Origin of the sequence: Citrobacter sp. Cpo015 (assembly GCF_030333035.1) — a bacterium.
In the GTDB taxonomy this organism is placed as follows: Bacteria; Pseudomonadota; Gammaproteobacteria; order Enterobacterales; family Enterobacteriaceae; genus Citrobacter; species Citrobacter portucalensis.
Map to the genome: position 1 here is coordinate 1 of NZ_JAOWGS010000027.1, position 24,281 is coordinate 24,281.

The window sequence follows — 24,281 nt, forward strand, 5'->3', positions numbered from 1 at the left end:
TTTTGGAGCGGGAAACGAGACTCGAACTCGCGACCCCGACCTTGGCAAGGTCGTGCTCTACCAACTGAGCTATTCCCGCAAATCTGTACTGCTTTTGTTGCTGTCGTAATTCGCATTTCTGCGTCGTTACGGGAGGCGCATTATACGAGAAATCCGTTTAGCTGCAACCCCCCTGAAAGCGTTTTTTTCGAAAATTCGTTCAAGTGATTAATTTACAATCAAGCTGAACAATTTAGCGTCAAAAAACCGGTGACGCAAGCCACCGGAGAACAAAATCAAAGATTAATAAAATGTTCGCGATAGTAAGCAAGCTCAGCAACAGATTCACGAATGTCGTCCATCGCCTGATGTGTTCCCTGCTTGGTGAAGCCCGCAAGGATTTCCGGCTTCCAACGACGCGCCAGCTCTTTGAGCGTGCTGACGTCCAGATAGCGATAATGGAAATACGCCTCCAGCTCCGGCATGTATTTAAACAGGAAACGACGATCCTGCCCGATGCTGTTGCCGCAGATAGGTGATTTCCCTTCCGGAACCCACTCTTTCAAAAAAGCCAGCGTGGCCAGTTCAGCTTCACGATCGCCCATGGTGCTCGCCTTCACGCGCTCCACCAGCCCACTTCCGGTATGCGTACGTACGTTCCAGTCATCCATTAATGCCAGCTGTTCGTCGGACTGGTGCACCGCAATTGTCGGTCCTTCAGCCAGAATATTCAGGTTGGCATCCGTCACCAGCGTGGCGATCTCAATAATGCGATCGCGCTCGGGATCCAGACCTGTCATCTCCAGATCGATCCAAATCAGGTTGTTTTCATTGGCACTCATGCTATTTTCCACCCTTCAGCGTCACATTCAGTGTGACTACATTGATCTAAAATTGTGTGTATCATAAATGTTTTGCCCATCATGGGCGACCAGGAGCCAGTCCGATTGAGTAAGAATAAACTCTCCAAAGGCCAACAGCGCCGTGTGAACGCCAATCACCAGCGTCGTCTTAAAACGTCCACGGAGAAGCCCGACTACGACGACAACCTGTTTGGCGAAACCGCTGAAGGCATCGTTATCAGCCGTTTTGGCATGCATGCCGACGTAGAGTCTGCTGACGGTGAAATTCACCGTTGCAACATCCGCCGTACAATTCGCTCGCTGGTTACTGGCGATCGCGTAGTCTGGCGCCCGGGTAAAGCGGCAGCTGAAGGCGTGAATGTCAAAGGTATCGTTGAAGCGGTACACGATCGTACTTCGGTACTGACACGCCCCGACTTTTACGACGGGGTAAAGCCTATTGCCGCCAACATCGACCAGATCGTTATTGTCTCAGCCATCTTACCCGAGCTGTCACTCAATATTATCGACCGGTATCTGGTAGCCTGCGAAACGCTACACGTTGAACCGATTATCGTGCTGAATAAGATCGATCTGCTGGATGATGAAGGCATGGCCTTCGTTAACGAACAGATGGATATCTATCGCAACATTGGCTATCAGGTGTTGATGGTATCAAGCCGCACTAAAGACGGCCTGAAACCGCTTGAAGAAGCATTAACCGATCGCATCAGCATTTTTGCCGGTCAATCGGGCGTAGGTAAATCCAGCCTGCTCAATAATCTCCTCGGCCTGCAGGAAGAGATCCTGACCAATGATGTCTCTGACAACTCCGGCCTTGGACAGCACACCACCACGGCCTCTCGCCTGTATCACTTCCCGCACGGCGGCGACGTTATCGACTCCCCTGGCGTACGTGAGTTTGGACTGTGGCATCTGGAGCCGGAACAAATCACGCATGGCTTTGTCGAATTTCATGACTACCTGGGCCATTGCAAATACCGCGACTGCAAGCATGATACCGATCCAGGCTGCGCTATCCGTGAGGCTGTAGAAAAAGGGGTCATAGCCGAAACCCGGTTTGAAAATTATCACCGCATCCTGGAAAGCATGGCGCAGGTAAAAACGCGTAAAAACTTTTCTGATACAGACAACTGACAACTAAGCTAAGCATCGCTAGAATCGTCCCCCTTTTTTCAGGATCCGGCCCGTATGCCGGATCGGGAACAAATTATGGCCTGGAGGCTACCTTGTTAAACTCATTTAAGCTTTCGCTACAATACATTCTGCCGAAACTATGGCTCACTCGCCTGGCGGGTTGGGGTGCGAGCAAACGAGCGGGATGGCTGACCAAACTGGTTATCGATCTGTTCGTGAAATATTACAAGGTCGATATGAAAGAGGCGCAAAAGCCGGACACCGCCAGCTATCGCACCTTCAACGACTTCTTTGTTCGCCCGCTGCGCGATGATGCTCGCCCGATTAATACCGATCCAAACGTACTGGTCATGCCCGCTGACGGTGTGATTAACCAGTTAGGCAACATCGAGGAAGACAAACTGCTGCAGGCTAAAGGGCACAGCTATACCCTTGAAGCGCTGCTGGCTGGCAACTATCAGATGGCGGACAAATTCCGCAACGGTACGTTTGTAACCACTTACTTGTCTCCACGCGATTACCACCGTGTACACATGCCGTGTAACGGTATCCTGCGTGAAATGATGTATGTGCCGGGCGATCTCTTCTCTGTAAACATCCTGACTGCGCAAAATGTACCGAACCTGTTTGCCCGCAACGAACGTGTAATCTGTCTGTTTGATACCGAATTTGGCCCGATGGTGCAGATTCTGGTCGGCGCGACCATCGTCGGCAGCATTGAGACCGTATGGGCTGGCACCATTACCCCACCGCGTGAAGGCGTCATCAAGCGCTGGACCTGGCCGGAAGGCGAAAGCGAAGGGTCGGTGGCGCTGCTGAAAGGTCAGGAAATGGGCCGCTTTAAGCTCGGTTCCACCGTCATCAACCTGTTCGCACCTGGCAAAGTTAACCTGGTTGAGCAGTTGCAGGATCTGTCCGTGACCAAAATCGGCCAACCAATGGCCATCTCAACCGAGACTTTCGTGACGCCAGAGGCAGAACCGGCCCCGCTGGCGAAAGAAGAGATCGAAGCAGAACACGACGCCAGCCCGCTGGTTGACGACAAAAAAGACGAAAGTTAAACATAGGAATCGCTGCTGTGCGCCTGATTATCACTTTTCTGATGGCCTGGTGCCTCAGCCTGGGGGCGTACGCTGCGACGGCCCCCGATGCCAAACAACTCACCCAGGAACTGGAGCAGGCAAAAGCGGCAAAACCCGCTCAGCCAGAAACCGTCGAGGCGCTCCAGTCCGCGCTAAATGCTCTTGAGGAGCGTAAGGGCTCTCTCGAGCGCGCCCAACAATATCAGCAGGTTATTGATAACTTCCCCAAGCTGTCCGCAACGTTACGCGCACAGCTTAGCAACCTGCGTGATGAACCGCGCAATGTGCCAACCGGACTCACTACCGATGCGTTAAACCAGGAGATCCTCCAGGTTAGCAGCCAACTGCTGGAAAAGAGTCGTCAAGCCCAGCAGGAGCAGGATCGCGCCCGGGAAATCGCCGACTCGTTAAGCCAGCTTCCTCAACAGCAAACCGATGCCCGCCGCCAGCTCAATGAGCTTGAGCGACGCATTGGTACGGCCAACGGCAATTCCGCACAGAATCAGGCGATGCAGGCTGAATCCGCCAAACTTAAAGCCCAGGTCGATGAACTGGAGCTGGCGCAGCTTTCCGCCAATAACCGTCAGGAACTGGCGCGTATGCGCTCCGAACTGGCGGAAAAACAGAGTCAACAACTCGACGCTTACCTACAGGCTTTGCGCAACCAGCTTAACAGTCAACGTCAGCGTGAAGCTGAGCGAGCGCTGGAAAGCACTGAACTGCTGGCGGAAAACAGCGCGGGACTGCCGGAAGGCATTGTCGACCAGTTCAAGGTGAACCGCGAGCTGTCTCAGGCCTTAAACCAGCAAGCGCAGCGTATGGACCTGGTCGCTTCGCAGCAGCGTCAGGCCGCCAGCCAAACGCTGCAGGTGCGTCAGGCATTGAATACGCTGCGAGAGCAGTCTCAGTGGCTTGGGGTTTCAAATATGCTGGGAGAAGCGCTGCGAGCGCAGGTATCCCGTCTGCCGGAAATGCCCAAACCTCAGCAGTTGGATACCGAAATGGCGCAGCTTCGCGTACACCGCATGCGCTATGAGGATCTCCTCAACAAACAGCCGCAGCTGCGTCAAATTCATCAGGCCGATGGACAACCTCTCACCGCTGAACAGAGCAGCATCCTCAACGCCCAGCTACGCACCCAGCGTGAGTTGCTGAACTCATTGTTACAGGGCGGCGATACGCTGATCCTTGAGCTGACCAAGCTCAAAGTTTCCAACAGCCAACTGGAAGATGCGCTAAAAGAGGTCAATGAAGCGACACACCGCTACCTGTTCTGGACGTCAGACGTTAGCCCTATCTCGCTCTCCTGGCCTGTCGACATCGTTCAGGATCTGCGGCGTCTGATCTCATTAGATACGTTTAATCAGTTGGGCAAAGCCAGCATCATGATGCTGACCAGCAAAGAAACGCTGCTACCGCTGTTCGCGGCGTTGGTGTTAGTTGGCTTTAGCCTCTCTTCGCGCAAGCACTTCACCCGTTTCCTTGAACGCTCGTCCGCGCGGGTCGGGAAAGTCACCCAGGATCACTTCTGGCTGACAATACGCACGGTATTCTGGTCAATACTCGTCGCTTCGCCGTTGCCAGTGCTGTGGGCAACGCTCGGTTACGGATTGCAGGAAGCCTGGCCTTATCCGTTGGCTGTCGCGATCGGCGATGGCGTTACCGCCACGGTGCCCATGCTGTGGGCGGTAATGATCTGCGCCACCTTTGCACGCCCCAACGGTCTGTTCATTGCCCACTTTGGCTGGCCGCGGAACCGCGTCGCGAAAGCCATGCACTATTACCTGATGAGCATCGGGCTGATTGTCCCGTTGATCATGGCGGTGATTATGTTTGATAACCTCAATGACCGGGAATTCTCCGCCTCACTGGGACGTCTGTGCTTTATTCTGATTTGCGGTGCGCTGGCGGTCGTAACCCTGAGCCTGAAACGCGCCGGGATACCGCTGTACCTCGATAAAGAGGGCAACAGCGATAACATGGTCAACAGCATGCTGTGGAATATGCTGATGGGTGCGCCTCTGATTGCCATTCTCGCCGCGGCAGTAGGCTACCTCGCCACGTCACAAGCCCTGCTGGCACGTCTGGAAACGTCTGTAGCGATTTGGTTCTTATTACTGGTGGTGTATCACGTTATCCGCCGTTGGATGCTGATTCAGCGTCGCCGCCTGGCGTTTGACCGCGCCAAGCATCGACGCGCTGAAATGCTGGCGCAGCGCGCGCGGGGCGAAGAAGAACCACCGCATTCCACCAGCCTTGAAGGCGCGATTGACGTTGATGAAAGCGAAGTGGATCTGGATGCTATCAGCGCGCAATCGCTGCGCCTGGTGCGTTCTATCCTGATGCTTATCGCCCTGCTCTCGGTCATTGTACTGTGGTCAGAAATTCATTCCGCTTTCGGCTTCCTGGAAAACATCTCGTTGTGGGATGTCACCTCCACGGTTCAGGGCGTGGAAAGCTTAGAACCGATAACGCTGGGCGCGGTGCTTATCGCGATTCTGGTATTTATCATCACCACCCAGTTAGTGCGCAACCTACCCGCACTGCTGGAGCTGGCACTACTGCAACATCTGGATTTAACCCCCGGCACCGGTTATGCCATCACCACCATTACCAAGTATTTGCTGATGCTGATTGGCGGTCTGGTTGGTTTCTCGATGATCGGTATTGAATGGTCCAAACTGCAATGGCTGGTGGCGGCTCTCGGTGTCGGTCTGGGCTTTGGTTTGCAGGAGATCTTCGCCAACTTTATTTCCGGCCTGATTATCCTGTTTGAAAAACCAATCCGCATTGGCGACACGGTGACGATTCGCGATCTTACCGGTAGCGTGACGAAAATTAATACCCGCGCCACCACTATCAGCGACTGGGACCGCAAAGAGATCATCGTGCCCAACAAAGCCTTTATCACCGAACAGTTTATCAACTGGTCGTTATCCGATTCCGTTACCCGTGTAGTGTTAACCATCCCGGCACCGTCTGAGGCGAATAGCGAGGAGGTTACGCAGATCCTGCTGACTGCCGCGCAGCGCTGTTCGCTGGTTATCGATAATCCGGCACCTGAAGTCTTCCTGGTTGACTTGCAGCAGGGGATTCAAATCTTCGAACTGCGTATTTATGCCGCAGAGATGGGACATCGCATGCCGCTGCGCCATGAAATCCATCAACTGATTCTGGCAGGCTTCCGCGAGCACGGTATTGATATGCCGTTCCCTCCGTTCCAGATGCGTCTGGAGAGCCTCGGCGGTAAGCAAACAGGGAGAACATTAAGTTCTGCAGGAAGAGGCAGTCGCCCGGCAGGGAGTTTGTAACGCACAATGCAGGCAAGAAATGCCGGATGGCGACCCGTTGGGTCTTATCCGGCCTACGGGTCTGCAATTAACCTGTAGGCCCGATAAGCTTGCGCCATCGGGCATTTCATCGCCGATTACAGACATTTTCGAGCTTAATATGCGTCCGGATCGGCAACAGGCAATAAACGCCAGATGGCCTTTATTCCACCGCCCACTCAGGCTCGTTGGTCGTGCGACGGCTGTAGTTCTGATAAATCGCCATCGCCAGCAGTGAGAAGAAGATCGGACCGCCGGTCATCCACAGTGCGCTGTTCCAGTCTCCGGCTTCAATTACCGGCTGGATGATGGTGAACACATTAGCAAACGTCACCACCAGCACGACCACTCCCGTTGCCAGCAGCGTCGCCGCTCGGGTTTTAAAGACAACAAACGGCCTTTCCAGACCCGGACGGGATTTAAAGAACGGAAACGCCAGCGCCAGGAACAGATACGGCAGCGTCATCGAGACGTTCGCCATCAGCGTCAGTTTGTTATAGAACGCTGAAGCCGTATCGCCACCAAATGAAACCAACAGGATAAACAGGCTCACCAGCAGGCACTGTAACCACATTGCCGTCGTCGGCATCCCTACGGCATTCAGTTTGGTCATCGGCGCGGGCCACAACGCCTTCGGCGTGCCCTGAATAATCGCTTTCAGCGGTGAGTAGCTGAGGGTGAAAAAAGCGCCGGTGTAGGCAAGGAACATGGAAAGCCCGGTAATACGTGCAAACCATACGCCCATCACCATTGCGGCATCAGGGGAAAGATGTAGCGCGTTACCCAACGTCATTCCGAGGCTTTTCATCAGGATATAGGTAATATTCCCGAGGTTAACTGAGCTATTACTTAATACCTGCTGCCAGTTAGTGCTAACGCCCCATAAAAAGATGGCCAGTGAATAACCAACAGAAATGACGATAGCGGCAAAGACAATGCCTTTAGCAAAGTTCTTTTCTGGTTTTTCTGTTTTATCAACCAGTCCCCCTACAGCTTCAATTCCGCCGTAAGCAAAAATGGCAAACACAACAAATGACAACATTGCCAGTCCAGACTGATATCCGGGATTAGGCGAAGAGATGAAATTAATATCCTGTGCAAAGTGGCCACCAGTTAATAACAAAATAGCGACACTCACTAACAACAGAACTAAATTAAGACACATTACGGCAATTCCACCTACAGCCGTAATACGCGCAATCTTATTAATACCCCGGGATGCCACGCAGGTCACCAGGATCATCCAACCGACTGCGAGCAGTCCGACAACCTGCGTAGGCTCAAGCCCTGCAATACGCCAGTGCTGCGTCATGTCTGCGCCAAACAAGAAGGTTGAAAAAGGTACCCAGACTTTCGCCGCAGTACTAACCATCCATATCACATAAGAAGAAAACCACATAAACGTGCCGATAAACGCATAGCGTGGTCCAACGCTATTATTCATCCACGAATAGATTCCCCCCTCTTCTTTCCGATAGGCAGAACCCATTTCCGCCATCATTAAAGCAAATGGAATAAAGAATAATAATGCAGAAAATATATACCACGGTATTGCACTATACCCCATTAAATAGAACGCGGAGGGGCTATTAGCAAAACCGAAAACTGACGTAAATATCATGAGAATGAGACCTATCAGGCTCATCTTTTTTATTGTTTGGGTCATTAAACCATCCCTTACTCTGGCAAGCGTTTAACAAACGCCGCTCACCGGTTGGCACTGCTCTCTTTGCAGAGTTCAGCGATAAAAAAAACAACACAGAATTGATACCTAAACGATATCAAATATCCAGGTGTAAATTGTGGCTATTAGAGGGGAAATGAAAAAATATGCTACAAAGTGGTGATTAAGCCACCACTTTGCATTGCAGAAGAGTAAGTTATGCGCGATCGACGGTAAATGCGATTACCTCGGCCAGGCTCTCTGCGCCCAGCGCCAGCATCACCAGACGGTCAACGCCCAGCGCCACGCCTGAGCAATCCGGCATGCCGACTTTCAGCGCTTCCAGCAGGTTGGTATCGATAGGTTGCTGTGGTAAGCCTCGTGCGGCACGTTTGCGGTTATCCTGTTCAAACCGCTGCTGCTGTTCGCGCGCGTCGGTCAATTCATGGAAACCATTCGCCAGCTCAATACCTTTGTAATAAACCTCGAAACGTTCAGCCACGCGGTGATCTTCGGTACTGATTTGCGCCAGTGATGCCTGGCTGGCCGGGAAATGATACACAAACGTCGGCTTGTCTTTACCAATATGCGGTTCAACACCCATCGTAAACAGCAGTTGCAGTAAGGTATCCCGGTCTTCTTCGGTATCAGCGATATTGCTGAGATCCAATTTCGCCGCCACTTCCCGCAGTTGGGTTTTATCCGCAGACAGCGGGTCAATCTCCAGATGGCGCTGGAAGGCCTGCTGGTAAGAAAGGCTTTCCGCAGGTGAGCAGTCCAGCACCTGCTGGAGCAAATCATCCACTTCATTCATCAGGCGATACATATCGTAGTGCGGACGATACCACTCAAGCATGGTGAATTCAGGGTTATGATGGCGCCCCATCTCTTCATTACGGAAGCTGCGGCACAGTTGATACACCGGGCCGCATCCTGCCACCAGCAGGCGCTTCATATGGTATTCAGGGCTGGTCATTAAATAGAGATTCATTCCCTGGGAGTGTCCAGGGCCAACGAAACGCGTTTCGAACGGGAACAGGTGGATGTCCGTTACCGTTGCCTGACTCATACAAGGGGTCTCAACCTCAAGCACGCCACGATCGGCAAAAAAGCGGCGAATCTCCGCTATAATTGCTGCACGTTTCAACAGATTGGGGATGGACGCGCTCGGCTGCCAGGTTGCCGTTTCGCTCATGGTTGTTTCTCCGATTTATGACAAGGGCACGAAGTCTACTCGTATCGCGCTAGCGAGACAAATTTCAGGCAGCACTAATCATCACTGGCAATTGGATAAAAAAAGCGACTTAGGGTGGTTTAGTAATTAAATTAATCAAATTCAATGATAATTCCCCCCTATGACACGCTAAAAAAATCGAACACGTCAAATTTCCCGCACATCCCTAAGACTATACTATTGTACCTATAAAGGAGCAGTGGAAACGCGTTCATAACCTGTTTGAAGCCGATGAAGCATCTGATTTCAGGCAGGGATGAAATAACAACAATCTGGAGGAATGTCGTGCAAACCTTTCAAGCCGATCTTGCCATTATAGGCGCCGGTGGCGCGGGATTACGTGCTGCAATTGCTGCCGCACAAGCAAATCCCAACGCTAAAATCGCACTGATCTCAAAAGTGTACCCAATGCGCAGCCATACCGTTGCTGCCGAAGGCGGCTCTGCTGCTGTCGCGCAGGATCATGACAGCTTCGACTACCATTTTCACGATACGGTAGCAGGCGGAGACTGGCTGTGTGAGCAGGATGTCGTGGATTACTTTGTCCACCACTGCCCAACTGAAATGACGCAACTGGAACAATGGGGCTGCCCATGGAGCCGTCGTGAAGACGGTAGCGTCAACGTACGTCGCTTCGGCGGCATGAAAATCGAGCGTACCTGGTTTGCCGCGGATAAGACCGGCTTCCACATGCTGCATACGCTGTTCCAAACATCTTTGCAGTTCCCGCAGATTCAGCGCTTTGACGAACACTTCGTTCTGGATATCCTGGTTGACGACGGTCATGCTCGCGGCCTGGTTGCCATGAACATGATGGAAGGCACGCTGGTGCAAATCCGTGCTAACGCTGTCGTGATGGCAACGGGCGGCGCAGGTCGTGTTTACCGTTACAACACCAACGGCGGCATCGTAACCGGCGACGGTATGGGCATGGCGCTGAGCCACGGCGTTCCGCTGCGTGATATGGAATTCGTTCAGTATCACCCAACAGGTCTGCCAGGATCCGGTATCCTGATGACTGAAGGCTGCCGTGGTGAAGGCGGTATTCTGGTCAACAAAAACGGCTACCGTTATCTGCAAGACTACGGCATGGGTCCGGAAACCCCGCTGGGCGAGCCAAAAAACAAATACATGGAACTCGGTCCGCGCGACAAAGTTTCTCAGGCGTTCTGGCACGAATGGCGCAAAGGCAACACCATTTCAACTCCGCGTGGCGATGTGGTTCACCTCGACCTGCGTCACCTCGGCGAGAAAAAACTGCTCGAACGTTTACCGTTCATCTGCGAACTGGCGAAAGCTTACGTGGGTGTCGATCCGGTTAAAGAACCGATCCCGGTACGTCCGACCGCGCACTACACCATGGGCGGTATCGAAACCGATCAGCACTGTGAAACCCGCATTAAAGGTCTGTTCGCTGTCGGCGAATGTTCCTCTGTTGGTCTGCATGGCGCTAACCGTCTGGGCTCTAACTCCCTGGCAGAACTGGTGGTCTTCGGTCGTATGGCCGGTGAGCAGGCAGCAGAACGCGCTGCAACGGCTGGCGCTGCAAACAGTGCCGCTCTTGATGCACAGGTTGCTGGCGTTGAAAAACGTCTGAAAGATCTGGTTAACCAGGAAGGTAACGAAAACTGGTCTAAGATCCGTGACGAAATGGGCCTGTCCATGGAAGAAGGTTGCGGTATCTACCGTACGCCGGAACTCATGCAGAAAACCGTTGATAAACTGGCGGAACTGCAGGAACGCTTCAAGCGCGTACGTATCACTGATACCTCCAGCGTCTTCAACACCGACCTGCTGTATACCATCGAACTGGGTCACGGTCTGAACGTTGCTGAATGTATGGCGCACTCTGCTCTGGCGCGTAAAGAATCCCGCGGCGCGCACCAGCGTCTGGATGAAGGCTGCACCGAGCGTGACGATGTGAACTTCCTCAAACACACCCTCGCCTTCCGCGATGCTGACGGCACGACTCGCCTGGAATATAGCGACGTGAAAATCACCACTCTGCCACCGGCTAAACGTGTTTACGGTGGCGAAGCGGAAGCAGCCGATAAGAAGGAGAAGGCGAATGGCTGAGATGAAAAACCTGAAAGTTGAGGTGGTGCGCTATAACCCGGAAACCGATACCGCGCCGCACAGTGCTTTCTACGAAGTTCCTTATGATGAAACCACGTCACTGCTGGATGCGCTGGGCTACATCAAGGATAACCTGGCACCGGACCTGAGCTACCGCTGGTCCTGCCGTATGGCGATCTGCGGCTCCTGCGGCATGATGGTCAACAATGTACCGAAACTGGCGTGCAAAACCTTCCTGCGTGATTACACCAACGGCATGAAGGTTGAAGCGCTGGGCAACTTCCCGATTGAACGCGATCTGGTCGTCGACATGACGCACTTTATCGAAAGCCTGGAAGCGATCAAACCGTACATTATCGGTAACCCGCGTACACCGGATCAGGGTCCAAACACCCAGACTCCGGCGCAGATGGCGAAGTATCATCAGTTCTCCGGTTGCATCAACTGTGGTCTGTGCTATGCCGCGTGTCCGCAGTTCGGCCTGAACCCTGAGTTCATTGGACCGGCTGCGATTACGCTGGCGCATCGTTACAACGAAGATAGCCGCGACCACGGTAAGAAGGAGCGTATGGCTCAGTTGAACAGCCCGAACGGCGTCTGGACCTGTACTTTCGTGGGCTACTGCTCCGAAGTCTGCCCGAAACACGTCGATCCGGCTGCGGCCATTCAGCAGGGTAAAGTTGAAAGTTCAAAAGACTTTCTTATCGCTACCCTGAAACCACGCTAAGGAGTGCACGATGACGACTAAACGTAAAGCCTATGTGCGGCCAATGACGTCCACCTGGTGGAAAAAGCTGCCATTTTATCGTTTTTACATGCTGCGTGAAGGCACGGCAGTTCCGGCAGTCTGGTTCAGCATTGAACTGATTATCGGCCTGTTTGCACTCAAGCATGGTGCAGAGTCCTGGATGGGCTTTGTCGCCTTTTTGCAAAACCCGGTGGTGGTAATCCTTAACATTATCGCCCTGGCAGCAGCGCTGCTGCATACCAAAACCTGGTTTGAGCTGGCGCCAAAAGCAGCCAACATCATCGTAAAAGACGAAAAAATGGGGCCAGAGCCGATCATCAAAGGTCTCTGGGCAGTTACTGTGGTTGCGACAGTAGTCATACTGTTTGTTGCCCTGTTCTGGTAAGGAGTCCGGAATGATTAATCCAAATCCAAAACGCTCTGACGAACCCGTATTCTGGGGCCTGTTTGGTGCAGGCGGTATGTGGAGCGCAATCATTGCGCCGGTAATGATCCTGCTGGTAGGCATTATGCTGCCGCTGGGCTTTGTTCCTGATGCTTTCAGCTATGAACGCGTACTGGCATTCGCTCAGAGCTTCATCGGACGTGCGTTTCTGTTCCTGATGATCGTTCTGCCGCTGTGGTGTGGTTTACACCGTATGCACCACGCGATGCATGACCTGAAAATCCACGTGCCTGCTGGCAAATGGGTATTCTATGGACTGGCAGCAATCCTGACCGTTGTAACGGCTATTGGTATTCTGACCATCTAAGTACATGCGTTAATTATCAGGCCCGCCATTGGCGGGCCTTTTTATTTGTGCAGCATTCCTGTCAACCAACGGGAAAATTCACGCATCGCGGGTGTCTCCGGACGCGATTGCAAACGCGTTATCCAGTAACTTCCCAAATCAATCTGCGTTAAAAACGGTTGAACGATTCGTTCCCTACTGAGTAAATGCGTGAACATTCTGACTGGTGCAATTGCCACACCGATCCCCGCCTGCGCGGCTTCCAGCATGGTGACGGACGAATCAAACACCACCACGTTGTGCGTCGGTGACGGGGGCGCCTCTCCGGCGGCCTGCATCCAAAGCGTCCATTCATCCCGCCGATACGATCGTAATAACGGAAATTTCAGGATGTCCGCAGGCGTTTGAATCTGCGAAGCCAATGTTGGCGAACACAGTGGAGACATCAACGCGCTACATAAATATTGCGCGTCGGTATCGTGCCAGGCTCCCCCTCCGTAGCGAATGGTATAATCCAGCCCTTCGGCAGCGGGATCCACGCGGTTATTATGGGTAGAAATATGCAAATCAATATGCGGGTAACTGCGCGTAAAATCGCCCAGTAGAGGAAACAGACACCCAACCGCAAAGGTCCCCACCACGCCAATTTTAAGTTTTTCCTGGGTCTGTTTGGTGGCAAAACGATCCAGCATCCCCGCCATACGATCGAAAGAGTCATTAAGTACAGGTAACAGACTTTCCCCTTCAGTCGTCAATATTAATCCACGAGAAACGCGCACAAAAAGCTGACAATTTAGCTGCTGCTCCAGCGCTTTTACATGCTGACTGATGGCAGAATGCGTCACATTGAGCTCAATCGCGGCGCGGGTAAAACTGAGATGTCTGGCCGCGGCTTCAAAAGCCCGCAGCGAGTTAAGAGGGATATAGCTACGCGTCATCATCCGGCCTGTTAGAAAAACTTATATCTGCTGCTAAATTTAACCGTTTGTCAACACGGTGCAAATCAAACACACTGATTGCGTCTGACGGGCCCGGACACCCTTTTGCTTTTAATTACGGAACTGATTTCATGATGAAAAAATCGTTATGCTGCGCTCTGCTGCTGACAGCCTCATTCTCCACGTTTGCCACCGCCAAAGCAGAACAACAGATTGCCGATATCGTTAATCGCACCATCACCCCGTTGATGCAGGAGCAGGCTATTCCGGGTATGGCCGTTGCCGTTATCTACCAGGGAAAACCCTATTATTTCACCTGGGGTAAAGCCGATATCGCCAATAACCACCCAGTCACGCAGCAAACTCTGTTTGAGCTAGGGTCGGTCAGTAAGACGTTTAACGGCGTGTTGGGCGGCGATGCTATCGCCCGCGGCGAAATTAAGCTCAGCGATCCGGTCACGAAATACTGGCCAGAACTGACAGGCAAACAGTGGCAGGGTATCAGCCTGCTGCACTTAGCCACCTACACGGCAGGCGGCCTGCCGCTGCAGATCCCCGATGACGTTACGGATAAAGCCGCATTACTGCGTTTTTATCAAAACTGGCAGCCGCAATGGGCCCCGGGCGCTAAGCGTCTTTACGCTAACTCAAGCATTGGTCTGTTTGGCGCGCTGGCGGTGAAACCCTCAGGTATGAGCTACGAAGAGGCAATGACCAGACGCGTCCTGCAGCCATTAAAACTGGCGCATACCTGGATTACAGTTCCGCAAAGCGAACAAAAAGATTATGCCTGGGGCTATCGCGAAGGGAAGCCTGTACACGTTTCTCCGGGACAACTTGACGCCGAAGCCTATGGCGTGAAATCCAACGTTACCGATATGGCACGCTGGGTTCAGGTCAACATGGACGCCAGCCGCGTTCAGGAGAAAACGCTCCAGCAGGGCATTGCGCTTGCGCAGTCTCGCTACTGGCGTATTGGCGATATGTACCAGGGATTAGGCTGGGAGATGCTGAACTGGCCGCTGAAGGCTGATTCGATCATCAACGGTAGCGACAGCAAAGTGGCATTGGCAGCGCTTCCCGCCGTTGAGGTAAACCCGCCCGCCCCGGCAGTGAAAGCCTCATGGGTGCATAAAACGGGATCCACTGGTGGATTTGGCAGCTACGTTGCCTTCGTTCCAGAAAAAAACCTTGGCATCGTGATGCTGGCAAACAAAAGCTATCCTAACCCTGTCCGTGTCGAGGCGGCCTGGCGCATTCTTGAAAAGCTGCAATAACTGACGATGAGGCCCAGGATATTGGGCCTCCTTTCTTTCTCTTTTTTTCCTGTTGTCATCTACACTTAACAAAAATACAGCAAGGAAAATCCCATGCGCATTTTGCCCGTCGTTGCTGCAGTTACGGCTGCATTCCTGGTTGTCGCGTGTAGCTCCCCGACACCGCCCAAAGGCGTTACCGTGGTAAATAACTTTGATGCCAAACGCTATCTGGGAACCTGGTATGAAATTGCACGCTTCGACCATCGTTTCGAGCGCGGGTTGGATAAAGTGACCGCAACATACAGCTTGCGCGACGACGGCGGCATCAACGTTATTAACAAGGGCTATAACCCTGACAGGGAGATGTGGCAGAAAACGGAAGGGAAAGCCTATTTCACCGGCGACCCAAGCAGAGCCGCGCTTAAAGTTTCTTTTTTCGGCCCCTTCTATGGCGGGTATAACGTAATTGCACTCGACCGGGAATATCGTCACGCGCTGGTTTGTGGCCCGGGTCGCGACTACCTGTGGATCCTTTCACGGACCCCTACTATTTCAGATGAAATGAAACAGCAAATGTTAGCCATCGCGACCCGGGAAGGGTTTGAAGTGAATAAACTGATTTGGGTGAAACAGCCTGGCGCTTAGTGAGTGCTCAGCTTCAGACCAATAATGCCAGCAACGATCAGCCCAAGGCTCAGCAAACGTGCCGGGCTGGCAGACTCACCCAGCAGCAAAATCCCTGTAATGGCCGCCCCAACAGCGCCAATACCGGTCCAGACCGCATAAGCGGTTCCTACAGGCAACGTGCGCATTGCCCAGGAGAGCATGGCGATACTGACGATCATCGCCGCAATAGTGATAATGCTTGGCGTAAGACGCGTAAAACCGTGGGTGTATTTCAGGCCAATCGCCCAGACAACTTCGAGCAAACCTGCAATTAATAAAACGATCCAGGACATATCAGGCTCCAGAACAATGGGGCCGTCCCCGGTGAAAGAAGCGTTTGCAGGTCGTCCTGCAAAGCTAATGTGTGAAATGGCATTTTTGCCCGGAAGAAAATGAATTTCAACCTTTTTATTCACCGCCTGCTAAAAGCAAGAATTAAGCATAATTAGCGGCGTAGTTCCCGCATTTGGCACTCATCGGAGTTCTCTATGATGAAGGGCTTTCTGAAACCAGAAAGTCGATTGCCCCTCTTCTGAATGCGAAACGTTTATGCTTAAAATTTTAGTGATTGACCGGTGCCACTTTACCCGCACAGGGATAGAGGCCTTGCTTAATCATTCTGGCAGGTTCAGCTCCTCATTTCTGGTATCAGGAATCAATAATCTCCTGTTAGCAAAAGAGCATATTTTGCAATGGAAACCGCATCTGGTGATCGCGGATTTATACAGTTTTATTAGCGAGACGCACTCCAGTCCGCCAATTAAACCTTTTTTTATGAGTTGTGGCGTCATCCCACTGATTTTACTGCAATCAGCAGACAGACAGCATGCCCCCATCGTGCCCTCTCAATCCGTAGCCCATTCGGTCTTAACCAAGCACACCACGCTGAACACACTCTCCAACACAATTCAGGAAGCGCTTCAGGTTCGCCCCGCATTAGAAATAGCCAAAAACGCCACGCCTTTGCTTACGCCGCAGGAGGAGAAAGTATTATCAATGTGGATGGATGGTGTGAGTAACAATGCCATTGCCGCCGCGCTCAGCATTCATGGCAAAACGGTCTACACCTATAAGCGGAATATCCGTATGAAACTGCACCTGGGGAACCGCTTCTCGCCGTTCCTTTCACTCCCAGGGAAGGGAGATTAACGGTACGACACGTACGTCGTACCGTTCTTCATTATTGCTATTGCTGAGCTTTTGTCGCTGCACCAGAGATTGCGCTACCGCCTTCAGAGATATCCTGTCCTACGCCTCGTGTGGTATTACACGCGGTTAAAACGGAAGAAAGTACCAACACAGAAAAGATCGCAGCAATTGTCTTCTTAACCATAACGTCTTCCTTTTCTAGCCAATATTGTTTGTGTATAGCTACTTAATAATAGACAAGATCCGGGAGTGTGATGGATAAACAACCGTTTTTAAGACTATATGAAAGGATTAGCTGGCGGCGTGAGAAATTGAATTGCCAAGATGTTTGATGTCTTCACCGAAGCCGCGCGCGGTATTGCATCCTGTCAGGAGGGTGCTGGTGAAAAGGAGTAGCATTACAAGACCGAGAAGACGTTTCATCATTCCTGCCCTGGAAAAAGTATGGCGCAGCAACCTGCGCCATAAGATCAAATGGAAGACTTATTTTACGCGAGAAACGTATTCGCCGGAGCGGGTATCCACTTTGATCACTTCGCCGATCTGTACGAACAGCGGAACTTTAACGACTGCGCCGGTAGACAGGGTAGCCGGTTTGCCGCCAGTACCAGCGGTATCGCCTTTCAGACCTGGGTCGGTTTCAACAACTTCCAGCTCAACGAAGTTCGGCGGAGTTACGGAGATCGGCTGACCGTTCCACAGGGTCACGATGCATTCAGCCTGGTCCAGCAGCCATTTAGCGTTATCGCCTACCGCTTTCTCGTCTGCAGCCAGCTGTTCGAAAGTGGTGTTATTCATAAAGTGCCAGAACTCACCGTCGCTATACAGGAAGGTCAGGTTCATGTCGGCTACGTCTGCGCCTTCAGCGGAGTCAGTAGACTTGAAGGTTTTCTCTACGCGAGTACCGGTCAGCAGGCGACGCAGCTTAACGCGCGCAAACGCCTGGCCTTTACCTGGTTTAACGAATTCGCTGGCTTCAACCGCATAAGGTTCGCCGTCCAACATGATTTTAAGACCAGCACGAAAATCGTTGCTATAGTACGTTGCCATAAGGCCCTCTGAAAATTGTTAACTGGTAGCTAAGCCACAAAATGGCGCATATTGTAACCCTAAATACCCCATCCAGAGAAGATTGGTTATCGCAACTTGCCGATGTTGTGACCGATCCCGATGAACTTCTGCATCTTTTGAACATAGATGCAGATGAAAAACTGTTGGCCGGACGCGACGCGAGACGGCTTTTCGCCCTGCGCGTGCCGCGTGCGTTTATTGCCCGCATGGAGAAAGGCAACCCGGACGATCCGCTTTTACGTCAGGTACTGACTGCCCAGGAAGAGTTTGTGGCCGCGCCAGGCTACTCAACCGACCCACTGGAAGAACAGCACAGCGTGGTTCCCGGTCTGCTGCATAAATATCGCAATCGGGCACTGCTGCTGGTTAAAGGCGGTTGCGCGGTAAATTGTCGCTATTGCTTCCGCCGGCATTTCCCATACGCCGAAAATCAGGGCAATAAGCGCAACTGGCAGGTCGCCCTCGACTACATTAACGCGCACCCTGAGCTGGATGAAATCATCTTCTCTGGTGGCGATCCGTTAATGGCCAAGGACCACGAACTGGACTGGTTGCTCACGCAACTGGAAGCTATCCCGCACATTAAGCGTCTGCGTATTCACAGCCGTTTGCCGATAGTGATCCCGGCGCGCATTACAGAAGGACTGGTCGAGCGCTTTGCGCACTCCTCCTTGCAGATTCTGCTGGTCAATCACATTAACCATGCCAATGAAATTGATCAGACGTTTCGCCAGGCGATGAGCAGTCTGCGCGCCGCGGGCGTTACGTTACTCAACCAAAGCGTATTGCTGCGTGGCGTGAACGATAACGCGCAAACCCTGGCTAACCTTAGCAACGCACTGTTTGATGCCGGTGTGATGCCCTATTACCTGCACGTGCTGGATAAAGTGCAGGGTGCCGCACACTTTATGGTCAGCGACGATGAAGCGCGTCGCATTATGCGTGAGCTTCTGACGCTAGTTTCCGGCTATATGGTCCCCAAACTGGCGCGTGAAATTGGTGGAGAGCCAAGTAAAACACCGCTGGATCTGCAGTTACGTCAACAATAGCTATTACTGAGTGTCCGATTCCGGACACTCACCACGATTACTTATTATTTAAATACCCACAAGTGGAGCCTCGCTTTTAATCTGTGCTATTTTAATTAGCGCAGTTCAATTATTCATTCGTAAATTTTATCAATAGTTTCAAATGCAGAATATTAATAAATATATGGTTAGGGAGAACCTTTTATGGCTATAAGTATTAAGGGCGTTAATACTGGCATTATTCGCCAAAAGAATGAATTTGTTGCCATGGCATTAAAAATAAAAGAACCAAGAAACAAAGAATCTCTCTTTTTTCTCTCTCCACTTGGACTTAGAGACCTGCTTATCGCGCTGGAGAGCCGGCTGTACGCCATTTCACAGCTAAACACAGACGAGCGTATGCAATATGAAAAGACATGTGATAAAGCCAGCAAAAAATGCACGAGAATATTCCGTCAATTCAGGAAGATGAACTAAAAAATGCGGATATTAACCGCCGCATAAATTCGCTGATGTTAGTGGATGACAAAGGCGAGAATTTAACATTTTCTCTGACGTTGCATGACGGACAAAAATGCGAATTACTGGTTAATGAATTACAGATTCAGGTGCTGGCGCATGCAATTATTCACGCAATAAATAATGCTGGCATGAGAGAACTCGCGCTACGAATAACATCGCTGCTGGATTTCCTGCCGCTGTACGATGTTGATTGTCAGCAAAACGACAATCTGGAATACGACTCTTATACACAACCCGAATGGAAACATAACCTGTTTAATCATTATCTGGCGATTATTTACCGCTATACAGATGATAAAGGAAAAGCCCAGTTCTGTGGTTCGGTAGTGAAAACTCGCGCCCTTTCCGGTAGCAAAGAAGCCGAAGCCATTACTCGCCGTCTTCTCGACTTCAGCCCGCGGCTGAAAAAACTTGCCGGTGTACCGTGCCAGGTGTTTGTCAGAACGTTGACGGGTGATAAGACGCAAAAGCTCAATCAGGATCAGTGCCTGCGCGCATTGCATCATTTACGCGTTCAGTCTGCGCATAAGACTCAGAATGCCTGATGGCGCTGCGCTTATCAGGCCTACGATCATTCGTACCGTAGGCCGGATAAGACGCTTTAGCGTCGCCATCCGGCATCAGCAGCAGTTCTCAATTAGGGCACTTATAAACCTGTCCAATCATCTCGCTGGCGGTAGGAACAAAGCTGGACAGCATTCCCTGCGATGGGCTGCTGACGCCATAAATCACGTTACCGCCCATTGCCGCAGCCTGGTTACGCAGATCGTTTGCTGCGCCACGCATTGAGCCGCCCTCTTCGCCGTGCTGGCCTGAAAGCCAGTTGCTTTGCTTACCGGTTGCGGTGCCTATCAGTTGGCACTCTGCGCCAGGCTTGTCTTCAACAAAACGTACGCTTTGCCCGGCAGAACTCAGTTCGTTGCTGGAGCTACAACCCGCCATCAGTAGCGCGGCACCAACGATCCCTGCTAAATATTTCACGTGCATGTCATTCCCCATAATCAATTAGTTGGACCTTATGTCCGTAGCTGAATCATATACTAAAAAGATGACCAAAAGAAAAACCCCCAGACATTTCTGCCCGAGGGTTTCTCAATTCTGGGAGATGAGTACCCAAATCATTCTGGTTGCAGGAAGGCGGCCAGTTTGTTAATCCCCAAGAGCTTACTCAAGTAAGTGACTGGGGTTAGCAAACGCAGCCAACGCATCTGCAGCCTGAAGGATGCAGGGTGTGGGCAATTACATCATGCCGCCCATTCCACCCATGCCACCCATACCGGCAGCACCTAAGTCAGGCGCATCGCCTTTCGGCAGGTCGGTAACCATGCACTCGGTGGTGATCATCAGACCCGCAACAGAAGCCGCGTACTGCAGAGCAGAACGAGTTACTTTGGTTGGATCCAGGATACCCATGTCGATCATGTTGCCGTATTCTTCAGTTGCAGCGTTGTAACCGTAGTTACCGTCACCAGCTTTCACGGTGTTAGCCACTACAGACGGCTCTTCGCCGCAGTTCAGTACGATTTGACGCAGTGGGGATTCCATTGCGCGCAGCGCAACTTTGATACCTACGTTCTGGTCTTCGTTCTGACCTTTCAGGCCGGCAATTTTAGACGCTACGCGAATCAGCGCAACACCACCACCAGCAACCACGCCTTCTTCTACCGCAGCACGGGTAGCGTGCAGGGCATCTTCAACGCGGGCTTTCTTCTCTTTCATTTCAACTTCAGTCGCAGCACCAACTTTGATAACCGCAACGCCGCCTGCCAGTTTCGCTACGCGCTCCTGCAGTTTTTCACGGTCATAGTCAGAAGTTGCTTCTTCGATCTGCTGACGAATCTGAGTCACGCGACCCTGGATTGCAGCTTCGTCGCCCACGCCATCGATGATGGTGGTGGTATCTTTGTTGATAACAACGCGTTTCGCCTGACCCAGATCTTCCAGAGTTGCTTTTTCCAGCTCCATACCGATCTCTTCAGAGATAACGGTACCACCGGTCAGGGTAGCGATATCCTGCAGCATTGCTTTACGACGATCGCCGAAGCCAGGTGCTTTAACTGCAGCGACTTTCACGATACCGCGCATGGTGTTAACAACCAGAGTTGCCAGCGCTTCGCCTTCAACATCTTCAGCGATGATCAGCAGCGGTTTGCCTGCTTTCGCTACAGCTTCCAGAACCGGCAGCATTTCGCGGATGTTGGAGATTTTCTTGTCAGCCAGCAGGATGAACGGGCTTTCCAGTTCTACTGCGCCAGTTTCCGGCTTGTTGATGAAGTAAGGAGACAGGTAGCCACGGTCGAACTGCATACCTTCAACCACGTCCAGTTCGTCCTGCAGACCGGTACCGTCTTCAACGGTGATCACGCCTTCTTTACCGACTTTGTCCATCGCTTCAGCGATCAGTTTACCTACGGTTTCGTCGGAGTTAGCGGAGATGGTACCAACCTGAGCAATAGCTTTAGAGTCGGAGCACGGTACGGACAGTGCTTTCAGTTCTTCAACAGCAGCAGCGACAGCTTTGTCGATACCACGTTTCAGATCCATCGGGTTCATGCCCGCAGCAACGGCTTTCAGACCTTCAGTGATGATGGACTGAGCCAGTACGGTTGCGGTGGTGGTACCGTCACCTGCAGCGTCGTTCGCTTTAGAGGCAACTTCTTTCACCATCTGCGCACCCATGTTTTCGAACTTGTCTTCCAGTTCGATTTCACGTGCTACGGAAACACCATCTTTAGTGATGGTCGGTGCACCGAAAGATTTATCCAGAACTACGTTACGGCCTTTTGGACCGAGGGTAACTTTCACTGCATCTGCCAGTACGTTTACGCCGCGCAGCATTTTCACACGAGCGTCGTTACCGAATTTTACGTCTTTAGCTGCCATTTTCTCTTTCCCTTAAATTCGTATGTTCAGTGTCGTTCGCGGATTAGGCTTCAACAATCGCCAGGATGTCGCTTTCAGACATGATCAACACTTCTTCATTGTCGATCTTCTCAGATTTAACACCGTAGCCATCGTTGAAAATAACGATATCGCCGACTTTCACGTCCAGCGGCTGTACGGTACCGTTGTCCAGGATGCGACCCTTACCGACAGCGATGATTTCGCCACGAGTTGATTTACCTGCTGCAGAACCGGTCAGTACGATGCCGCCAGCAGATTTGGATTCAACTTCTTTACGTTTGACGATCACACGATCATGTAACGGACGAATACTCATTGATAGCTCTCCTTTGAGAAAGTCTTTATCAGTTATGGGTGACGCCGGCCCGTAAACGGTTTCCCGGCTAGTGACCAGAGAGATGGGGATGGGGTTTTGTGCCTTCAAGGGGGCAAGCGAAAAAAAATTTTTATCAGCAGAAAATCCCGTCAAAACGCCGACGCACCTCACATTTCATAACGATTTCAGTCACGTCGTCATAAGCAAATCTGATTGTGATACCATCAAAAATCTGCGCTGTAGCCCGGTCAATGGGCATAACCGGATAACAACTTATGAGCGGACTGAAACAAGAGCTGGGACTGGCTCAGGGCGTTGGCCTGTTGTCGACATCATTGTTAGGTACAGGCGTTTTTGCCGTCCCCGCGCTGGCCGCACTGGTTGCGGGCAACAACAGCCTGTGGGCATGGCCGGTGCTGATTGTTTTGGTCTTTCCCGTAGCGATTGTCTTCGCCGTACTGGGTCGTCATTTTCCCAGCGCAGGCGGTGTGGCGCATTTTGTCGGCATGGCCTTTGGTTCGCGCCTGGAGCGCGTTACCGGATGGCTATTTTTGTCGGTCATTCCTGTCGGTTTGCCTGCGGCATTGCATATCGCCGCCGGATTCGGTCAGGCGATGTTTGGCTGGCATGACGAGCAGCTTTTGCTGGCTGAACTCGGTACGCTGGCATTGGTTTGGTACATCGGCTCTCGCGGCGCAAGCTCCAGCGCGAATCTACAAACGGTCATTGCAGGACTGATTGTTGCCCTGATTGTTGCTATCTGGTGGGCGGGCGATCTGACACCTGGCGAAATCCCCTTCCCTGCGATTACCGATATTGAGCTTCCCGGCCTGTTCGCCGCGTTGTCGGTCATGTTCTGGTGCTTTGTCGGCCTTGAAGCGTTTGCTCACCTGGCGTCTGAATTCAAAAATCCGGAGCGAGACTTCCCACGCGCACTGATGATCGGCCTGCTGCTGGCAGGGTCTGTTTATTGGGCATGCACCGTTGTCGTTCTCCATTTTGGTGCCTACGGCGAGCAAATGGCGGCCGCAGCGTCGCTGCCAGAGATCGTCGTGCAACTGTTTGGCGTACAAGCTCTGTGGGTCGCCTGCATCATTGGTTATCTGGCCTGTTTTGCCAGCCTCAACATTTATATACAAAGCTTCGCCCGGCTGGTCTGGTCGCAAGCGCAGTATAAGCCGGAGAGTTATCTGGCTCGTCTGTCCCCCCGACGCCTTCCGCGCAATGCGCTAAACGCCGTATTGGGCTGCTGCGTAATCAGTACTCTGTGCATCTATATGCTGCAAATCAATCTCGATGCGTTAATCGTCTACGCCAACGGCATCTTTATTATGATTTATTTGCTGTGCATGTTGGCGGGGTGTCGATTACTGAAAGGGCATTATCGCGCACTGGCGATCATTGGCGGTCTGCTGTGCCTACTGCTACTGGCGATGGTCGGCTGGAAGAGTCTGTACGCGTTGATTATGCTGGCAGGACTGTGGCTGTTTTTACCCCGCAGGCCGGATAAGGCAACGTTGACGCCACCATCCGGCCTATAAACACTTTTGCCGGATGACGCTAACGCTTATCCGGCCTACATACTG

General features: G+C 52.0%; 23 protein-coding genes, 1 tRNA gene and 1 pseudogene. 13 read left to right on the top strand and 12 right to left on the bottom strand.

Annotated features, from left to right (window positions below; all coding sequences use genetic code 11):
* Nucleotides 1–3: 3 nt before the first annotated feature.
* Nucleotides 4–79 (bottom strand) — tRNA-Gly (locus OGY67_RS09060).
* A gap of 196 nt (nucleotides 80–275) precedes the next feature.
* On the bottom strand, nucleotides 276–821 hold the full coding sequence (orn, locus tag OGY67_RS09065) for an oligoribonuclease (RefSeq protein WP_020996267.1): 546 nt from the start codon (nucleotides 819–821) through the stop codon (nucleotides 276–278).
* 105 nt (nucleotides 822–926) lie between these two features.
* Here orn and rsgA point away from each other — a divergent pair, with 105 nt between their 5' ends.
* From rsgA to mscM, 3 genes are all read left to right on the top strand, one after another.
* On the top strand, nucleotides 927–1,979 hold the full coding sequence (gene rsgA, locus OGY67_RS09070; protein ID WP_191553955.1) for a small ribosomal subunit biogenesis GTPase RsgA: 1,053 nt from the start codon (nucleotides 927–929) through the stop codon (nucleotides 1,977–1,979).
* 92 nt (nucleotides 1,980–2,071) lie between these two features.
* Nucleotides 2,072–3,040 carry an archaetidylserine decarboxylase gene (gene asd, locus OGY67_RS09075; RefSeq protein WP_048212901.1) on the top strand — a complete coding sequence of 323 codons (969 nt, stop codon included), beginning with the start codon at nucleotides 2,072–2,074 and terminating at the stop codon, nucleotides 3,038–3,040.
* A 17-nt stretch (nucleotides 3,041–3,057) separates the two neighbouring features.
* Nucleotides 3,058–6,372, top strand: coding sequence for a miniconductance mechanosensitive channel MscM (gene mscM / locus OGY67_RS09080; protein ID WP_008785996.1), 3,315 nt, complete (start codon nucleotides 3,058–3,060; stop codon nucleotides 6,370–6,372).
* 181 nt (nucleotides 6,373–6,553) lie between these two features.
* Here mscM and yjeM read toward each other — a convergent pair whose 3' ends face one another.
* Nucleotides 6,554–8,056 carry a glutamate/gamma-aminobutyrate family transporter YjeM gene (yjeM, locus tag OGY67_RS09085; protein ID WP_008785995.1) on the bottom strand — a complete coding sequence of 501 codons (1,503 nt, stop codon included), beginning with the start codon at nucleotides 8,054–8,056 and terminating at the stop codon, nucleotides 6,554–6,556.
* 214 nt (nucleotides 8,057–8,270) lie between these two features.
* Nucleotides 8,271–9,248 carry an elongation factor P--(R)-beta-lysine ligase gene (gene epmA / locus OGY67_RS09090; RefSeq protein WP_003830517.1) on the bottom strand — a complete coding sequence of 326 codons (978 nt, stop codon included), beginning with the start codon at nucleotides 9,246–9,248 and terminating at the stop codon, nucleotides 8,271–8,273.
* A gap of 324 nt (nucleotides 9,249–9,572) precedes the next feature.
* Here epmA and frdA point away from each other — a divergent pair, with 324 nt between their 5' ends.
* From frdA to frdD, 4 genes are read left to right on the top strand one after another with little or no spacing between them, the layout of a single operon-like run.
* Nucleotides 9,573–11,363: a fumarate reductase (quinol) flavoprotein subunit gene (gene frdA, locus OGY67_RS09095; RefSeq protein ID WP_003830519.1), complete on the top strand. Its 1,791-nt coding sequence runs from the start codon at nucleotides 9,573–9,575 to the stop codon at nucleotides 11,361–11,363.
* Nucleotides 11,356–12,090 carry a fumarate reductase iron-sulfur protein gene (frdB, locus tag OGY67_RS09100; RefSeq protein WP_003025540.1) on the top strand — a complete coding sequence of 245 codons (735 nt, stop codon included), beginning with the start codon at nucleotides 11,356–11,358 and terminating at the stop codon, nucleotides 12,088–12,090. The genes frdA and frdB overlap by 8 nt, the downstream gene beginning before the upstream one ends.
* Before the next feature lie 10 nt (nucleotides 12,091–12,100).
* The gene (frdC, locus tag OGY67_RS09105) at nucleotides 12,101–12,496 is read left to right on the top strand and encodes a fumarate reductase subunit FrdC (RefSeq protein ID WP_003025537.1); all 396 of its coding nucleotides are present in this window, start codon (nucleotides 12,101–12,103) and stop codon (nucleotides 12,494–12,496) included.
* A gap of 10 nt (nucleotides 12,497–12,506) precedes the next feature.
* Nucleotides 12,507–12,863, top strand: a complete 357-nt coding sequence (gene frdD / locus OGY67_RS09110; protein ID WP_003025535.1) for a fumarate reductase subunit FrdD — start codon at nucleotides 12,507–12,509, stop codon at nucleotides 12,861–12,863.
* A gap of 41 nt (nucleotides 12,864–12,904) precedes the next feature.
* Here the strand turns inward: frdD and ampR are convergent, their stop codons facing one another.
* Nucleotides 12,905–13,780 carry a LysR family transcriptional regulator AmpR gene (gene ampR / locus OGY67_RS09115; RefSeq protein ID WP_250672260.1) on the bottom strand — a complete coding sequence of 292 codons (876 nt, stop codon included), beginning with the start codon at nucleotides 13,778–13,780 and terminating at the stop codon, nucleotides 12,905–12,907.
* A 131-nt stretch (nucleotides 13,781–13,911) separates the two neighbouring features.
* On the opposite strand from ampR, the gene blaCMY reads away from it, so the two are divergent.
* Nucleotides 13,912–15,057, top strand: coding sequence for a CMY-2 family class C beta-lactamase (blaCMY, locus tag OGY67_RS09120; RefSeq protein ID WP_286573877.1), 1,146 nt, complete (start codon nucleotides 13,912–13,914; stop codon nucleotides 15,055–15,057).
* A gap of 93 nt (nucleotides 15,058–15,150) precedes the next feature.
* Nucleotides 15,151–15,684 carry a lipocalin family protein gene (locus OGY67_RS09125; protein ID WP_286573878.1) on the top strand — a complete coding sequence of 178 codons (534 nt, stop codon included), beginning with the start codon at nucleotides 15,151–15,153 and terminating at the stop codon, nucleotides 15,682–15,684.
* Here the strand turns inward: OGY67_RS09125 and sugE are convergent.
* Nucleotides 15,681–15,998: a quaternary ammonium compound efflux SMR transporter SugE gene (gene sugE, locus OGY67_RS09130; RefSeq protein ID WP_000118520.1), complete on the bottom strand. Its 318-nt coding sequence runs from the start codon at nucleotides 15,996–15,998 to the stop codon at nucleotides 15,681–15,683. The genes OGY67_RS09125 and sugE overlap by 4 nt on opposite strands.
* Before the next feature lie 256 nt (nucleotides 15,999–16,254).
* Here sugE and OGY67_RS09135 point away from each other — a divergent pair, with 256 nt between their 5' ends.
* Nucleotides 16,255–16,854: a helix-turn-helix transcriptional regulator gene (locus tag OGY67_RS09135; RefSeq protein WP_032942159.1), complete on the top strand. Its 600-nt coding sequence runs from the start codon at nucleotides 16,255–16,257 to the stop codon at nucleotides 16,852–16,854.
* A 37-nt stretch (nucleotides 16,855–16,891) separates the two neighbouring features.
* On the opposite strand, the gene ecnB is transcribed toward OGY67_RS09135, so the two are convergent.
* The 3 genes from ecnB to efp form a co-directional block, all read right to left on the bottom strand.
* On the bottom strand, nucleotides 16,892–17,038 hold the full coding sequence (gene ecnB / locus OGY67_RS09140) for a lipoprotein toxin entericidin B (RefSeq protein ID WP_003025482.1): 147 nt from the start codon (nucleotides 17,036–17,038) through the stop codon (nucleotides 16,892–16,894).
* Between the two features lie 107 nt (nucleotides 17,039–17,145).
* Nucleotides 17,146–17,280: a lipoprotein antitoxin entericidin A gene (ecnA, locus tag OGY67_RS09145; protein ID WP_003830568.1), complete on the bottom strand. Its 135-nt coding sequence runs from the start codon at nucleotides 17,278–17,280 to the stop codon at nucleotides 17,146–17,148.
* 57 nt (nucleotides 17,281–17,337) lie between these two features.
* A complete protein-coding gene (efp, locus tag OGY67_RS09150) occupies nucleotides 17,338–17,904 on the bottom strand; it encodes an elongation factor P (RefSeq protein ID WP_003025478.1) in 567 nt (188 codons plus the stop codon).
* Nucleotides 17,905–17,945: 41 nt separating this feature from the next.
* Between efp and epmB the strand changes: the two genes are divergently transcribed.
* Both epmB and yjeJ read left to right on the top strand, forming a co-directional pair.
* Complete coding sequence (gene epmB, locus OGY67_RS09155) at nucleotides 17,946–18,974, top strand: EF-P beta-lysylation protein EpmB (protein WP_048236301.1); 1,029 nt, start codon at nucleotides 17,946–17,948, stop codon at nucleotides 18,972–18,974.
* Between the two features lie 183 nt (nucleotides 18,975–19,157).
* A pseudogene (gene yjeJ, locus OGY67_RS09160) lies at nucleotides 19,158–20,020 on the top strand (YjeJ family protein).
* Nucleotides 20,021–20,108: 88 nt separating this feature from the next.
* Here yjeJ and OGY67_RS09165 read toward each other — a convergent pair.
* The 3 genes from OGY67_RS09165 to OGY67_RS09175 form a co-directional block, all read right to left on the bottom strand.
* Complete coding sequence (locus OGY67_RS09165) at nucleotides 20,109–20,462, bottom strand: DUF4156 domain-containing protein (protein WP_003025468.1); 354 nt, start codon at nucleotides 20,460–20,462, stop codon at nucleotides 20,109–20,111.
* Between the two features lie 252 nt (nucleotides 20,463–20,714).
* Nucleotides 20,715–22,358 (bottom strand): chaperonin GroEL, encoded by a 1,644-nt coding sequence (gene groL / locus OGY67_RS09170; protein WP_003830576.1) that lies wholly within the window; start codon nucleotides 22,356–22,358, stop codon nucleotides 20,715–20,717.
* 43 nt (nucleotides 22,359–22,401) lie between these two features.
* Complete coding sequence (locus tag OGY67_RS09175; protein ID WP_000027827.1) at nucleotides 22,402–22,695, bottom strand: co-chaperone GroES; 294 nt, start codon at nucleotides 22,693–22,695, stop codon at nucleotides 22,402–22,404.
* A gap of 275 nt (nucleotides 22,696–22,970) precedes the next feature.
* Here OGY67_RS09175 and yjeH point away from each other — a divergent pair, with 275 nt between their 5' ends.
* Nucleotides 22,971–24,236, top strand: a complete 1,266-nt coding sequence (gene yjeH, locus OGY67_RS09180) for an L-methionine/branched-chain amino acid transporter (protein ID WP_286573879.1) — start codon at nucleotides 22,971–22,973, stop codon at nucleotides 24,234–24,236.
* The last annotated feature ends 45 nt before the right edge of the window (nucleotides 24,237–24,281 follow it).

Bases quoted from the DNA above. Each gene is read 5' to 3' on its own strand.
- orn (WP_020996267.1), bottom strand. From the start codon at position 821: ATGAGTGCCAATGAAAACAACCTGATTTGGATCGATCTGGAGATGACA.
- yjeM (WP_008785995.1), bottom strand. From the start codon at position 8,056: ATGACCCAAACAATAAAAAAGATGAGCCTGATAGGTCTCATTCTCATG.
- epmA (WP_003830517.1), bottom strand. From the start codon at position 9,248: ATGAGCGAAACGGCAACCTGGCAGCCGAGCGCGTCCATCCCCAATCTG.
- frdB (WP_003025540.1), top strand. From the start codon at position 11,356: ATGGCTGAGATGAAAAACCTGAAAGTTGAGGTGGTGCGCTATAACCCG.
- frdC (WP_003025537.1), top strand. From the start codon at position 12,101: ATGACGACTAAACGTAAAGCCTATGTGCGGCCAATGACGTCCACCTGG.
- frdD (WP_003025535.1), top strand. From the start codon at position 12,507: ATGATTAATCCAAATCCAAAACGCTCTGACGAACCCGTATTCTGGGGC.
- ampR (WP_250672260.1), bottom strand. From the start codon at position 13,780: ATGACGCGTAGCTATATCCCTCTTAACTCGCTGCGGGCTTTTGAAGCC.
- blaCMY (WP_286573877.1), top strand. From the start codon at position 13,912: ATGATGAAAAAATCGTTATGCTGCGCTCTGCTGCTGACAGCCTCATTC.
- OGY67_RS09125 (WP_286573878.1), top strand. From the start codon at position 15,151: ATGCGCATTTTGCCCGTCGTTGCTGCAGTTACGGCTGCATTCCTGGTT.
- sugE (WP_000118520.1), bottom strand. From the start codon at position 15,998: ATGTCCTGGATCGTTTTATTAATTGCAGGTTTGCTCGAAGTTGTCTGG.
- OGY67_RS09135 (WP_032942159.1), top strand. From the start codon at position 16,255: ATGCTTAAAATTTTAGTGATTGACCGGTGCCACTTTACCCGCACAGGG.
- ecnB (WP_003025482.1), bottom strand. From the start codon at position 17,038: ATGGTTAAGAAGACAATTGCTGCGATCTTTTCTGTGTTGGTACTTTCT.
- ecnA (WP_003830568.1), bottom strand. From the start codon at position 17,280: ATGATGAAACGTCTTCTCGGTCTTGTAATGCTACTCCTTTTCACCAGC.
- efp (WP_003025478.1), bottom strand. From the start codon at position 17,904: ATGGCAACGTACTATAGCAACGATTTTCGTGCTGGTCTTAAAATCATG.
- epmB (WP_048236301.1), top strand. From the start codon at position 17,946: ATGGCGCATATTGTAACCCTAAATACCCCATCCAGAGAAGATTGGTTA.
- OGY67_RS09165 (WP_003025468.1), bottom strand. From the start codon at position 20,462: ATGCACGTGAAATATTTAGCAGGGATCGTTGGTGCCGCGCTACTGATG.
- groL (WP_003830576.1), bottom strand. From the start codon at position 22,358: ATGGCAGCTAAAGACGTAAAATTCGGTAACGACGCTCGTGTGAAAATG.
- OGY67_RS09175 (WP_000027827.1), bottom strand. From the start codon at position 22,695: ATGAGTATTCGTCCGTTACATGATCGTGTGATCGTCAAACGTAAAGAA.
- yjeH (WP_286573879.1), top strand. From the start codon at position 22,971: ATGAGCGGACTGAAACAAGAGCTGGGACTGGCTCAGGGCGTTGGCCTG.